The organism is Pseudomonas sp. LF020 (assembly GCF_053456425.1).
This window is the reverse complement of the sequence record NZ_JBRFIX010000004.1, coordinates 18,372-34,945: the sequence shown is the minus strand read 5'-3', so window position 1 is coordinate 34,945 and position 16,574 is coordinate 18,372. Positions and strand designations below refer to the sequence as shown.

Genomic DNA, 16,574 nt, shown 5'->3' with positions numbered 1-16,574 from the left:
ATGTCGGAAAGTTCAAATTAGGAACTGGATCACACGCTGAGGGACAGGTCGCCGCGGAAATATCAATGTGACATTAGTGGGGCGATTGTTTAGGATGGCACCCAGAAGGTCAATAGTTTGGCATAAAGTTAATAGCGAAAGAATCTAGCCAAATTATTGACGAAGAACAGCGTCAATCTTGATTCGCAAATTTTAAAAGTACGTCCAGACTGAATCGGCGCCGAAGCCATCAGGCTATGGAAGTCAACTGAACGTGACACCCGGAGAGTCTTCAATGAGCAGTGTTGTTGCCATCGTCAAAAGCATTGTCGGTCAGGTATTCGTGGTCTCCCCCGAGGGTGTACGCCGCGTGCTCGTTGAAGGCGATCGCCTGTATGTCGGCGACCAGATCGATACCGGCCTCTCCGGCGCCGTATCGCTGGAACTGGCGGATGGCCGCACCCTGGACCTGGGCCGCGAAACCCAGTGGAGCGCCAACGCGCCTGACTCCAGCACTGATCTGGCCGAAGCCACCGCGCAGGCCGCGCCGTCTGTAGCCGAGCTGCAGCAGGCCATCGCCGCCGGTGCCGACCCGACCACCGCCCTTGAAGCCACCGCTGCCGGCGCTACCGCCGCAGGGACTGGCGGCGCGGCAGGCGGCGGTCATAGTTTCGTGATGCTCGACGCCACCGCCGGCCGCGTCGACCCGACCATCGGTTTCCCGACTGCGGGCATCAACTCCGGTGCGCAAGCGGCACAGAACATCACCGGTGGCCAGACCACCGACACCACCACCAACGCCCTGCGTGAATCGACCCTAAGCCTCAGCGCCACGCCGACCATCACCGAAGCCGGCGGCGTGCTGGTGTACACCGCGACCCTGACCCAGGCGCCGCTGACCGACCTGACCATCACCCTGTCCAACGGCTCGGTGATCGTGATTCCGGCCGGCTCCACCACCGGCACTGTCAACGTGCCACTGGCACCGAACGACACCGTCTACAACGACCCGACCCAGATCGATGTGACCGTCACCGGCACTACCGGTGGCAACGGCATTACCGTGACCCCGCCGACCACCCCGGCCACGACCCAGGTCACCGACACCATCGACACCACCACCGTCACCCTGACGGCGGGCAACAGCGTCACCGAAGGTGGCCAGATCACCTACACCGCGACCCTGACCAACCCGGCGCAGACGCCGGTCACCGTCACCCTGTCCAATGGCTCGACCATCACCATCGAAGCCGGCCAGACTACCGGCACCGTCAACGTGCCGACCGCGCCGAATGACGTCTACAACAACGGCAGCACCGTCACCACTACGATTACCGGCGCCAGCGGTGGCAACTTCGAGAACCTGGTGCCGAACACGACGCCAGCCGTAACGAACATCGTCGATTCGCGCGACACAACCGGCCTGACCCTGACCGCCACCGGCAGCGTGGTCGAAGGTGGCCAGATCACCTACACCGCGACCCTGACCAACCCGGCACAGACGCCGGTCACCGTCACCCTGTCCAACGGCTCGACCATCACCATCGAAGCCGGCCAGACCACTGGCACCGTCAACGTGCCGACCGCGCCGAACGACGTTTACAACAACGGCGGCACCGTCAGCACCACGATTACCGGCGCAACCGGCGGCAACTTCGAGAACCTGGTGCCGAACACCACGCCGGCCACCACCACCGTGACCGATTCCATCGACACCACCAACCTGTCGCTGACTGCCACCGGCACCGTCGCTGAAGGCGGTTCGATCGTTTACACCGCAACCCTGACCAACCCGGCCGGTACCCCGGTGACCGTGACGTTGAGCAATGGCTCGGTCATCACCATCGAGGCTGGCAAAACCACCGGCACCGTCACCGTTCCGGCGCCTGCCGATGACGTCTATAAAGATGCCGGCAAAGTCGAAGTCAGCATCACCGGCACTACCGGTGGCAATTTCGAGAACCTGGTGCCGAGCACCGTTCCGGCGGTCACCGAAGTCACCGACACCATCGATACCTCGACCGTCAAACTGACCGCTGATACCTCGGTCGCTGAGGGCGGCACCGTCACTTACACCGCCACCGTCGGTGCACCTGTCACCGGTTCGCCAGTTGTCGTGACCCTGGCCAACGGTCAGTCCATCACCATCGAAGTGGGCAAAACCACCGGCACCGTGACCACCACCGCGCCAAACGATGCGTTGACCGGCAACCCACCGCTGACCAACGCCATCACCAACGTCAGTGGCGGCAACTACGAAAACCTCGTCGCCGACAAAACCCCGGTTTCGACCACCGTCACCGATACCGTCGACACCACCAACCTGTCGCTGAGCGCGACCGGCACCGTGGCCGAGGGCGGTTCGATCGTCTACACCGCGACCCTGACCAACCCGGCCGGCACGCCGGTGACCGTGACCCTGAGCAACGGCTCCGTCATCACCATCGAAGCCGGTAAAACCACCGGTACCGTGACGGTTCCAGCGCCTGCCGATGACGTTTACAAAGACGCCGGCAAAGTCGAAGTCACCATCAACGGTGCAACCGGCGGAAATTTCGAAAATCTGGTGCCAAGTACTGTTCCTGCAGTTACCCAAGTCACCGATACCATCGACACCTCGACAGTCAAACTGTCCGCTGACACCTCGGTCGCCGAGGGCGGCACCGTCACTTACACCGCGACGGTCGGCGCTCCCGTGACCGGTTCGCCGGTTGTCGTGACTCTGGCCAACGGCCAGACCATCACCATCGAAGTCGGCAAAACCACTGGCACCGTGACCACCACCGCACCGAACGACGTGCTGAACGGCCAGGCTCCGCTGAGCAACTCGATCACTGGCGTGAGCGGTGGCAACTACGAAAATCTGGTCGCCGACAAGACGCCGGTCAGCACCACCGTGACTGATACCGTCGACACCACCAACCTGACGTTGAGCGCCACTGGCTCCGTCGCTGAAGGCGGTTCGATTGTCTACACCGCGACCCTGACCAACCCAGCCGGCACCCCGGTGACTGTGACCCTGAGCAATGGCTCCGTTATCACCATCGAAGCCGGTAAGACCACCGGTACCGTGACCGTTCCGGCGCCTGCCGATGACGTCTATAAAGACGCCGGCAAAGTCGAAGTCAGCATTACCGGAACCAGCGGTGGCAATTTCGAGAACCTCGTTCCAAGTACCGTTCCGGCTGTCACCGAAGTCACTGACACCATCGATACTTCGACCGTCAAACTGAGCGCTGACACCTCGGTGGCCGAGGGCGGCACCGTCACTTACACCGCTACGGTTGGCGCACCAGTGACCGGCTCGCCTGTGGTCGTGACCCTGGCCAACGGCCAGACCATCATCATCGAAGTGGGCAAAACCACCGGCACCGTGACCACCACCGCGCCGAACGATGCATTGAATGGTCATGAGCCGCTGACCAACGCGATCACTGACGTGAGCGGCGGCAACTACGAAAACCTCGTGGCCGACAAAACTCCGGTTTCGACCACCGTTACCGACACCGTCGACACCACCAATCTGTCGCTGACTGCGACCGGTACCGTGGCCGAAGGTGGTTCGATCGTATACACCGCGACCCTGACCAACCCGGCCGGCGCGCCGGTGACCGTGACCCTGAGCAACGGCTCCGTCATCACCATCGAAGCCGGTAAAACCACCGGCACCGTGACCGTTCCGGCGCCTGCCGATGACGTCTACAAAGACGCCGGCAAGGTCGAAGTCACGATCAAGGATGCGTCCGGCGGCAACTTCGAAAATCTGGTACCAAGTACCGTTCCAGCCGTCACCGAAGTCACTGACACCATCGACACCTCGACCGTGAAACTCACGGCCGATACTTCGGTGGCTGAAGGCGGCACTGTTACTTACACCGCCACCGTCGGCGCGCCTGTCACCGGCTCGCCAGTGACTGTCACTTTGGCGAACGGCCAGACCATCACCATCGAAGTGGGTAAAACCACCGGTACCGTGACCACCACCGCGCCAAACGATGCGTTGAACGGTCACGAGCCGTTGAGCAACGCGATTACCGCCGTAACGGGCGGCAACTACGAAAACCTCGTGGCCGACAAAACCCCTGTCAGCACCACCATCACCGACACCGTCGACACCACCAACCTGACGTTGAGCGCCACCGGTTCCGTCGCTGAAGGTGGTTCGATCGTCTACACCGCGACCTTGACCAATCCAGCGGGCACACCAGTCACCGTGACCCTGAGCAACGGCTCGGTGATCACTATCGAAGCCGGTAAAACTACCGGCACCGTGACCGTTCCAGCACCAGCCGATGACGTCTACAAAGACGCTGGCAAGGTTGAAGTCACGATCAAAGACGCCGCAGGCGGCAATTTCGAGAACCTGGTGCCAAGCACCATTCCAGCCGTCACCGAAGTGACCGACACCATCGACACGTCGACCGTGAAACTCACGGCCGATACCTCGGTCGCTGAAGGCGGGACTGTCACTTACACCGCCACCGTCGGCGCGCCGGTCACTGGCTCGCCAGTGACCGTGACCCTGGCGAACGGTCAGACCATCACCATCGAAGTCGGCAAAACCACCGGCACCGTCACCGCCACTGCGCCGAACGATGCGTTGAACGGTCACGAACCGCTGAGCAACTCGATTACCGGCGTAACCGGCGGCAACTACGAAAACCTCGTGGCCGACAAAAACCCGGTTTCGACCACCGTCACCGATACCGTCGACACCACCAACCTGACCCTGAGCGCCACGGGTACCGTGGCCGAGGGTGGTTCGATCGTCTACACCGCGACTCTGACCAACCCGGCCGGCACCCCGGTGACCGTGACGTTGAGCAACGGCTCCGTCATCACCATCGAAGCGGGCAAAACCACCGGCACCGTGACCGTTCCTGCGCCCGCCGATGACGTCTATAAAGACGCCGGCAAGGTTGAAGTCAGCATTACCGGAACCACCGGTGGCAACTTCGAGAACCTGGTGCCGAGCACCGTTCCAGCCGTGACCGAAGTCACCGACACCATCGACACAACGTCGGTGAAACTGACCGCGACCGAGTCCGCTGCTGAAGGCGGCACGGTCACCTACACCGCTACCGTTGGCGCACCCGTCACCGGTTCGCCAGTCGTGGTGACCCTGGCCAATGGTCAGAACATCACCATCGAAGTCGGCAAAACCACCGGCACCGTGACCACCACCGCGCCGAACGATGCGTTGACGGGTCACGAACCGCTGACCAACTCGATCACCGGCGTCACCGGCGGTAACTACGAAAATCTGGTCGCTGACAAAACCCCGGTCAGCACCACCGTCACTGACACCGTGGACACGACGAATCTGTCGCTCAGCGCCACCAACTCGGTCGCCGAGGGTGGTTCGATCACCTACACCGCGACGCTGACCAACGCTGCTGGCTCGCCAGTCACCGTGACGCTGTCCAACGGTTCGGTGATTACCATCGAGGCCGGCAAAACCACCGGCACCGTGACTGTTCCAGCGCCTGCCGATGACGTCTACAAAGATGCCGGCAAAGTCGAAGTCACCATCAAGGATGCGTCCGGCGGCAACTTCGAAAATCTCGTTCCAAGCACTGTTCCGGCAGTTACCGAAGTCACTGACACCATCGACACCACCTCGGTGAAACTGACCGCAACCGAGTCTGCTGCTGAAGGTGGCACGGTCACCTACACCGCCACTGTCGGTGCTCCGGTAACCGGCTCGCCTGTGGTCGTGACCCTGGCTAACGGTCAGAACATCACCATCGAAGTGGGCAAAACCACCGGCACCGTCACCACCACCGCGCCAAACGATGCGTTGACCGGTCATGCACCACTGACCAACGCGATCACTGATGTCAGCGGCGGCAATTACGAGAATCTGGTTGCCGACAAAACCCCGGTCAGCACCACCGTGACCGATACCGTCGACACCACCAACCTGTCGCTGAGCGCCACTGGCACTGTGGCCGAGGGCGGTTCGATCACCTACACCGCGACACTGACCAACGCTGCTGGCTCGCCAGTCACCGTGACCCTGTCCAACGGTTCGGTGATCACTATCGAAGCGGGCAAGACCACCGGCACCGTGACCGTTCCAGCACCTGCCGATGACGTCTACAAAGACGCCGGCAAAGTCGAAGTCACGATCAAGGACGCAGCGGGCGGCAACTTCGAGAACCTGGTGCCAAGCACTGTTCCGGCCGTCACCGAAGTCACCGACACCATCGATACCTCGACCGTCAAATTGAGCGCCGATACTTCGGTCGCCGAGGGCGGCACCGTCACTTACACCGCCACCGTCGGCGCTCCGGTAACCGGTTCGCCTGTGGTCGTGACTCTGGCCAACGGCCAGACCATCACCATCGACATCGGCAAGACCACCGGCACCGTGACGACCACCGCACCGAACGATGCGTTGAACGGTCACGAGCCGCTGAACAACTCGATCACCAATGTCAGCGGCGGCAACTACGAAAACCTCGTCGCCGACAAAACGCCGGTCAGCACCACCGTGACCGACACTGTCGACACTACCAACCTGTCGCTGAGCGCGACTCCGGTGGTGAACGAAGGCGGCCAGATCACCTACACCGCCACCCTGACCAACGCCGCCGGCACCCCGGTGACCGTGACCTTGAGCAATGGCGCGGTGATCACGATCGACGCCGGCAAAACTTCCGGCACCGTGACCGTCGATGCGCCGAAGGATGACGTCTACAAGGACGCCGGCACCGTTGAGGCGACCATCAAGGGCGCGACCGGTGGCGACTTCGAAAACCTGGTGACCAGCAACACTCCGGCGGTGACCACCGTCAACGACACCATCGACACTTCCACCGTGTCGCTGACTGCCACCGCTAACGTCGCCGAAGGCGAGACCGTGGTCTACACCGCGAGCGTCACCGCGCCGGTAACCGGCTCGCCAGTTGTGGTCACTCTGTCCAATGGCCAGACCATCACCATCGCCGTCGGTGAGACCACCGGCAGCGTGAATTTCGTTGCACCGAACAGCCCATTGGCGGGCGGCAGCTCGTTGAGCGTCGCCATCGACAAGGTTGCCGGCGGCAACTATGAAAACCTGGTGGCCGACAAAACACCGGCGAACACCTCAGTGTCGGACACTGTCGACACTACCAACCTGAACCTGACCGCCAGCGACTCGGTGGCGGAAGGTGGTTCGATTGTTTACACCGCGACCCTGACCAACCCGGCCGGCACTCCGGTAACCGTGACTCTGTCCAACGGCGCGGTGATCACCATCGAAGCCGGTAAAACCTCGGGCACCGTGACCGTTCCAGCTCCGGCTGACGACGTGTACAAAGACGCCGGTAAAGTCGAAGCAACCATTTCCAGCGCTACCGGTGGCAACTTCGAGAACCTGGTGCCTAGCACCGTTCCGGCCGTCACCAACGTGACCGACACCATCGATACCACCACGGTCAAACTGACCGCGACCGAATCGGCTGCGGAAGGTGGCACCGTCACTTACACCGCGACTGTCGGTGCGCCAGTGACTGGCTCGCCGGTCGTGGTGACCTTGGCCAACGGTCAGAACATCACCATCGAAGTGGGTAAAACCACTGGCACCGTGACCACCACTGCACCAAACGATGCGCTGACCGGCCATGCTCCGCTGACCAACGCGATCACCGGTGTCACTGGCGGCAACTACGAAAACCTCGTGGCGGATAAAACGCCGGTTTCGACCAATGTCACCGACACCGTCGACACCACCAATCTGTCGCTCAGTGCGACCGGCACCGTGGCCGAGGGTGGCTCGATCGTCTACACCGCAACCCTGACCAACGCCGCTGGTTCGCCAGTCACCGTGACCCTGTCCAACGGCGCGGTGATCACTATTGAAGCGGGTAAAACCACTGGCACCGTGACCGTGCCGGCCCCTGCCGATGACGTGTACAAAGATGCCGGCAAAGTCGAAGCGACCATTTCCAGCGCTACCGGTGGCAACTTCGAAAATCTGGTGCCGAGCACTGTTCCGGCCGTCACCAACGTTACCGATACCATCGACACCACCACAGTGAAACTGACCGCGACCGAGTCTGCTGCGGAAGGTGGCACCGTCACCTACACCGCGACTGTCGGTGCTCCGGTAACCGGTTCGCCTGTGGTCGTGACCCTGGCCAACGGTCAGAACATCACCATCGAAGTCGGCAAAACCACCGGCACCGTGACCACCACCGCACCGAACGATGCGCTGACCGGTCATGCACCGCTGACCAACGCCATCACCGAAGTCAGCGGCGGCAACTACGAAAACCTCGTGGCGGATAAAACGCCGGTTTCGACCAATGTCACCGACACCGTCGACACCACTAACCTGTCGCTGTCCGCGACCGGCACCGTGGCCGAAGGTGGCTCTATCGTTTACACCGCGACTCTGACCAACGCTGCCGGTTCGCCGGTTACCGTGACGTTGAGCAACGGCGCAGTCATCACCATCGAGGCCGGCAAAACCACCGGCACCGTGACTGTTCCAGCTCCGGCGGACGACGTTTACAAAGATGCCGGTAAAGTCGAGACAACCATCTCCACCGCCACCGGTGGCAACTTCGAAAACCTGGTGCCAAGTACCGTGCCGGCTGTCACCGAAGTCACCGACACCATCGACACCTCGACCGTCAAACTGACCGCCGATACCTCGGTAGCCGAAGGCGGCACCGTCACCTATACCGCCACTGTGGGCGCACCAGTCACCGGTTCGCCGGTCGTGGTGACCCTGGCCAACGGTCAGAACATCACCATCGAAGTCGGCAAAACCACCGGCACCGTGACCACCACCGCACCGAACGATGCGCTGACCGGTCATGCGCCGCTGACCAACTCGATCACCGGTGTGACCGGTGGCAACTACGAAAACCTCGTTGCTGACAAAACCCCGGTCAGCACTAACGTCACCGACACCGTCGACACCACCAACCTGTCGCTGTCCGCGACCGGTACCGTGGCCGAAGGCGGCTCGATCGTTTACACCGCAACCTTGACCAACGCCGCTGGTTCGCCAGTCACCGTGACCCTGTCCAACGGCGCGGTGATCACCATCGAGGCCGGTAAAACCACCGGAACCGTGACTGTTCCAGCTCCGGCGGACGACGTGTACAAAGACGCCGGTAAGGTCGAAGCAACCATTTCCACCGCTACCGGCGGCAACTTCGAGAACCTGGTGCCAAGCACCGTTCCGGCTGTCACCAACGTTACCGACACCATCGATACCACCACGGTCAAGCTAACCGCGACTGAGTCTGCGGCAGAAGGCGGCACCGTGACTTACACCGCCACTGTCGGTGCGCCGGTGACCGGTTCGCCAGTCGTGGTAACTCTGGCTAATGGTCAGAACATCACCATCGAAGTCGGCAAGACCAGCGGTACGGTCACCACCACCGCACCGAACGATGCGTTAACGGGTCATGCTCCTCTGACCAACGCGATCACCGGCGTGACTGGCGGTAATTACGAGAATCTGGTCGCTGACAAAACCCCGGTTTCGACCAATGTCACCGACACCGTCGACACCACCAACCTGTCCCTGAGCGCAACCAATTCGGTCGCCGAGGGCGGTTCGATCATCTACACCGCGACCTTGACCAACGCCGCTGGCTCGCCAGTCACCGTGACTCTGTCGAACGGCGCTGTGATCACCATCGACGCCGGTAAAACCACTGGCACTGTGACCGTTCCGGCACCTGCCGATGACGTGTACAAAGACGCCGGCACCGTTCAGGCAACGATCACCAACGCTACCGGTGGCAGCTTCGAAAACCTGGTACCGAGCACCGTGCCGGCTGTGACTCAGGTCACCGACACCATCGATACCACCACGGTCAAGCTGACCGCGACCGAGTCCGCGGCCGAGGGCGGCACCGTCACCTACACCGCGACCGTTGGTGCGCCAGTGACTGGCTCGCCAGTCGTGGTAACTCTGGCTAATGGTCAGAACATCACCATCGAAGTCGGCAAAACCACCGGCACCGTCACTACCACTGCACCGAACGATGCGCTGACCGGCCATGCGCCTTTGACCAACGCCATCACCAACGTCAGCGGTGGCAACTACGAAAACCTCGTTGCCGACAAGACCCCGGTCAATACCACGGTCACCGATACCGTCGACACCACCAACCTGTCGCTGTCCGCGACCGGTACTGTGGCTGAAGGCGGCTCGATCGTTTACACCGCGACGCTGACCAACGCTGCCGGCTCGCCGGTTACCGTGACGTTGAGCAACGGCGCCGTGATCACCATCGACGCCGGTAAAACCACCGGCACCGTGACCGTTCCGGCACCGGCTGATGACGTCTACAAAGACGCGGGCACCGTTGAGGCCACGATCAAGACCGCGACTGGCGGCAATTTCGAAAACCTGGTGACCAGCAACACCCCGGCCGTGACCAGCGTCACCGACACCATCGACACCACCACGGTCAAACTGACCGCGACCGAGTCTGCTGCTGAAGGTGGCACCGTCACCTACACCGCGACCGTTGGTGCGCCGGTAACCGGTTCGCCAGTGACCGTGACTCTGGCCAACGGCCAGAACATCACCATCGAAGTGGGCAAAACCACCGGCACCGTGACCACCGCCGCACCGAACGACGTGTTGACCGGTCATGCGCCACTGACCAACGCCATCACCAACGTCAGCGGCGGCAACTACGAAAATCTGGTGGCCGACAAGACTCCGGTCAGCACCACCGTGACCGACACCATCGACACCACCAACCTGTCCCTGAGCGCGACCGGCACCGTGGCCGAGGGTGGCTCGATTGTTTACACCGCAACGCTGACCAACGCCGCTGGCTCGCCAGTGACCGTGACGCTGAGCAACGGTGCAGTCATCACCATCGACGCCGGTAAAACCACCGGTACCGTCACCGTTCCTGCCCCGGCTGACGACGTCTACAAAGACGCCGGCACCGTGCAGGCAACGATCAAATCCGCCACGGGTGGCAGCTTCGAGAACCTGGTGCCAAGCACCACGCCAGCCGTGACCAGCGTCACCGACACCATCGACACCACTGGCGTGAAACTCACCGCCACGGGCACCGTGGCCGAAGGTGGCACCGTCACCTACACCGCGACTGTCGGTGCACCTGTGACCGGCTCGCCTGTCGTCGTGACCCTGGCCAACGGCCAGACCATCACCATCGACATCGGTAAAACCACCGGCACCGTAACCAGCATCGCGCCGAACGACGCGCTGACCGGCCACGCGCCGTTGACCAACTCGATCACTAACGTGACCGGTGGCAACTACGAAAATCTGGTGGCCGACAAGACTCCGGTCAGCACCACCGTGACCGATACCGTCGACACCACCAACCTGACCCTGAGCGCCACCAACACGGTCGCCGAGGGCGGTTCGATCATCTACACCGCGACCCTGACCAACGCTGCTGGTTCGCCAGTCACCGTGACTCTGTCGAACGGCGCCGTGATCACCATCGACGCGGGCAAAACCACCGGCACCGTGACCGTCCCTGCTCCGGCCGACGACGTCTACAAGGACGCCGGCACCGTTCAGGCCACGATCACCAACGCCAGCGGTGGCAACTTCGAAAACCTGGTGCCGAGTACCGTGCCGGCCGTGACCAGCGTCACCGACACCATCGACACCACTACCGTGAAGTTGTCTGCCACCGGTACAGCGGCTGAAGGCGGCAACGTCGTCTACACCGCCACCGTCGGTGCGCCAGTCACCGGTTCGCCAGTCGTGGTGACCCTGGCCAACGGTCAGACCATCACCATCGACATCGGTAAAACCACCGGCACCGTGACCAGCATTGCACCGAACGATGCGCTGACCGGCCACGCACCGTTGACCAACGCCATCACCAACGTGACCGGCGGCAACTACGAGAACCTCGTTGCCGACAAAACCCCGGTCAGCACCACCGTGACCGACACCGTCGACACCACCAACCTGTCGCTGTCCGCGACTGGCACCGTGGCCGAGGGTGGGTCGATCGTTTACACCGCAACGCTGACCAACGCCGCTGGCTCGCCAGTGACCGTAACGTTGAGCAACGGCGCCGTGATCACCATCGACGCCGGTAAAACCACCGGCACCGTGACTGTTCCGGCTCCAGCCGACGACGTCTATAAGGACGCCGGCACCGTGCAGGCAACGATCAAGTCCGCCACCGGTGGCAACTTCGAAAATCTGGTGCCAAGCACCACGCCAGCCGTGACCAGCGTCACCGACACCATCGACACCACCGGCGTGAAACTCACCGCCACGGGCACCGTGGCTGAGGGTGGCACCGTCACCTACACCGCCACTGTGGGTGCGCCAGTCACTGGCTCGCCAGTCGTCGTGACTCTGGCCAACGGTCAGACCATCACCATCGACATCGGCAAAACCACCGGCACCGTGACCAGCATCGCGCCGAATGACGCGCTGACCGGCCACGCACCGTTGACCAATGCGATCACTAACGTGACCGGCGGCAACTACGAAAACCTCGTAGCCGACAAAACACCGGTCAGCACCACCGTGACCGACACCATCGACACCACCAACCTGTCGCTGTCCGCGACCCCGGCGGTGAACGAGGGCGGCCAGATCACCTACACCGCAACCCTGAGCAACGCCGCCGGTTCCCCGGTAACCGTGACCTTGAGCAACGGCTCGGTGATCACCATCGACGCCGGCAAAACCACGGGCACCGTGACCGTTCCGGCTCCGGCTGACGACGTCTACAAAGACGCCGGCAGCGTGCAGGCGACCATCACCAACGCCAGCGGTGGCAACTTCGAGAACCTGGTACCGAGCACGACACCTGCCGTGACCAACGTCGCCGATACCATCGACACCACCACCGTCAGCATCACCGGCAGCACCTCGGTGACCGAAGGCCAGACCGCCAGCTACACCGTCAGCCTGACGCACCCGGCACAAACCGACGTGACCCTGAAAATCGTCTACAGCGGCACCGCCGCCGACGGTTCGGACTTCACTGGCGTGTACACCGTGAAGATCCCGGCGGGCGCCAGCAGCGCGCAGTTCAACGTCGCGACCATCGATGACAAGATCACCGAAGGTACCGAGAACTTCGTGGTCAAGATCGACTCGGCTACCGGCGGCAACTTCGAGAATCTGGCCGTCAGCAGCACCAACGGCAGCGTCAGCACCTCGATCATCGACAACGATGCGCCACCGGTCATCGACCTGGATGCCAACAACTCCAGCGGCGCCACCGGTGCCGACTACAAGGTGACGTTCACCGAAAACACCCCGGGCGCCGGCGTGTCGATTGCCGACACTGACCTGACGATCACCGATCCGGACAGCACCATGCTGACGGGTGCGACCATCGTCCTGACCAACCGTCAGGACGGCGATGCGCTGAACCTCGGCAACAGCGTCAACGGCATCACCATCAATGCCAACAGCACCAACGGCACCGTGACCCTGACCCTGTCGGGCAACGCGACGCTGGCCGACTACATGCAGGCCATCAAAAACATCACCTTCACCAACAGCAGTGAAGACCCGAGCACCGTGCCGCGGATCATCACCGTGACCGTGACCGATGGCGGCAACTACTCCAACACCGCGACCACCACGGTCAACGTGGTGGCGGTCAACGATGCGCCGGTTGCAGCGCCAGTCAACGTCACCGGCACCGAAGACACGCCGCTGATCCTCGGCTGGTCGACCTTCGGTGTGACCGACGTCGACAGCCCGGCCAGCAGCCTGGGGATCAAAATCACCCAGCTGCCGGGCGAAGGCAAACTGCAGTATCTGGACGGTTCGACCTGGAAAGACGTCGCCAACAACCAGACCTTCAGCAAGGCTGACATCGACGCCGGCAAGCTGCGCTTCATGCCGGATGCCAACGAGTCGGGGGTCAACGGTTACGGCGGCACCGGCATGGGCAACAACCAGGCCGATTACGCGCAGATCAAGTTCCAGCCAACCGACGGCCAGCTGCTGGGCAACACCGGCACCGTGAAGATCGACATCACGCCAGTGGCGGATGCACCGACCGTGAGCGTGGCCGATAACAGCGTGAAGTCCACCGGACTGGTCAAGGAAGTCTGGACCGGCCTGGCGGGCCTGGGCACCAGCGGCAACGGCGCTGACTCGACTACGTTGAAAAACGTGATCGACGGCGCCGGCACCCCGAACTCCAGCACCAACGTGACCAACGTGCAGTCCGACGGCAGTGTGACCGCCGGCACCGCGTCGAAAACCTCGGGCCTGATCTATCTGGAAGCCGGCAAGACCTACAGCTTCAGCGGTGTGGCTGACGACAGCCTGCTGATCACCATTGGCGGCAAGAGTGTGGCGTCGGGTACCTGGGGCGCGGGCGGTGCGATCAGCGGCTCGTTCACCCCGACCACCAGCGGCTACTACACCCTGGACATCTACCACCACAATCAGAGCGGCCCGGGCAGCTACGACGTCAACCTGTCGGTCAACGGCAGCACGCCGATCGACCTGAGCAGCGCCGGCGTGCCGATCTACACCGGCGTGCAGGATCTGGTGAACGCCGGTGTGACCGTCTCCGATCTGCACGGCAGCAACGGCGAAGGCTATTACGACGGCTACAAACTCAACACCGGCGCCGAAGGCACCACGGTGAAACTGTCGGCGATCAACACCGCGCTGACCGATACCGACGGCTCGGAAACCCTGAGCGTGAAGATCAGCGGTGCGCCGGTCGGCTCGGTTCTCTCCGACGGCCATGGCCACACCTTCACAGTCACCGCAAGCAACGGCGAAGCCAACGTCACCGGCTGGAACCTCGGCAGCCTGACCGTGACCCCGCCGACCTACTACAACGGCCAGTTCAACCTGACCGTGACCTCGACCTCCACCGAGATGGTCGGCGGCTCGGCCAGCAGCACCGCGACGATTCCGGTCACCGTGGTGCCGGCGGTGTACAACGCGGTGGTCGGTACCTCGGGCGATGACACCTTCAACGGCACCGATGGCAACGACATCATGGTCGCCGACATCGGCGGTCTGACCGTGGTGCCGGGCACCAACTACAACATCGCGTTCATGGTCGACAGCTCGGGCAGCATGAGCACCTCGTCGATCAACGCGGCCAAGGACTCGCTGACCTCGGTGTTCAACACCCTCAAGCAGAGCCTGGGCGGCAGCAACTCGGGCACGGTGAACATCTTCCTGGTGGACTTCGATACCCAGGTCAACAAGTCGGTGTCGGTGAACCTCAACGACTCGAACGCGCTGACCAAGCTCAAAGCCGTGCTCGACTCGATGACCTCTGGCGGCGGCACCAACTACGAGGACGTGTTCAAGACCACGGCCAACTTCTTCCAGAGCACGGAAGCGCTGGCCAACACCGGGGCGAAGAACCTCACGTACTTCATTACCGACGGCCAGCCGACCTACTACCAGAGCGGCGAGCAGACCAACCCGACGCTGTATGGCAGCGTGAAGTTCGACAGTGTGGTGACGACCAGCAACTACAAGCTGGGCGATACCTTCAGCACTTACATCGACAGCACGCATTACCTGAGCATCAGTGCCGCCGGTGCTGCTGTTCTGCAAACGTATAAAAACGGCAGCTGGAAATGGAGCGACCTGGGTACCGTTCACGCCCAGGGCGACGGCACTTATGAGCTGTCGAGCCTGGCGGGCAGCGGCAGCAGCACCAGCTCGGCCACCACAGACAACTCGACCAGCAGCTTCGCCTTGCTCAGCGGTCTGTCGAATGTCGAGGCGATCGGTATCAACAGCGGCGTCAGTCTCAACGACCTGAAACCGTATGACTCGGATCACTCGCCGCAAACCAACATCGATCCGAAGGATCTGGCCAACTCGATCATCGGCCACACCGAAGCGACAATGCCGGGCAACGACACCGTCAGCGGTGGCGACGGCAACGACATCCTGTTCGGCGATCTGGTGAGCTTCAACGGCATTGCCGGCGAGGGTTATCAGGCGATGCAGGCGTTCGTGGCGCAGCAGACCGGGGTCGACGTCAGCAAGGTCACCACCAGCAATGTGCACCAGTACATCACCGAGCACTATCAGGCGTTCGATGTGTCCGGTGCACATGACGGTAACGACACACTGTTGGGCGGCGCAGGTAACGACATCCTGTTTGGCTCGGGCGGCAACGACCTGCTCGACGGCGGCAAGGGCAATGACATCCTGCTCGGCGGCACCGGCAATGACACGCTGATCGGCGGCCAGGGCAACGACATCCTGATCGGTGGTTCCGGTGCCGACACTTTCGTCTGGAAAGCAGGTGACACCGGCAACGACGTGATCAAGGACTTCAATGCCAACGAAGGCGACCGCATCGACCTGCGCGATCTGTTGCAGGGTGAAACCGGCAGCACCATCGACAACTTCCTGAAGATCACCACGGTTGATGGCACGTCGTCGCTGCAAGTCAGCTCGGCGGGCAAGTTCAACTCCGGCGATGCGGCAGCCGCCACGCCGGACGTGACGATCAAACTGGAAGGCAACAACTGGTCAACCGCCAACATTCACAACCTGATTGCCGGCAGCGACCCGACCATCAAGGTCGACCACAACAACAGCTGATACGTAAACCAAACGGCCGCCCCTTGGGGCGGCCGTCACCTTTGCGGCTAACTCAGCGGTGACG

1 protein-coding gene is annotated in these 16,574 nt (G+C 62.3%); it reads left to right on the top strand.

All coding sequences use genetic code 11. The features are described 5' to 3' along the window. Positions 1–274: 274 nt before the first annotated feature. Complete coding sequence (locus ACU680_RS10705) at positions 275–16,510, top strand: LapA family giant adhesin (protein ID WP_448179430.1); 16,236 nt, start codon at positions 275–277, stop codon at positions 16,508–16,510. Positions 16,511–16,574 lie beyond the last annotated feature (64 nt).

Excerpts from the sequence above, each read along its gene's own strand:
- ACU680_RS10705 (WP_448179430.1), top strand. The coding sequence starts at position 275 with ATGAGCAGTGTTGTTGCCATCGTCAAAAGCATTGTCGGTCAGGTATTC.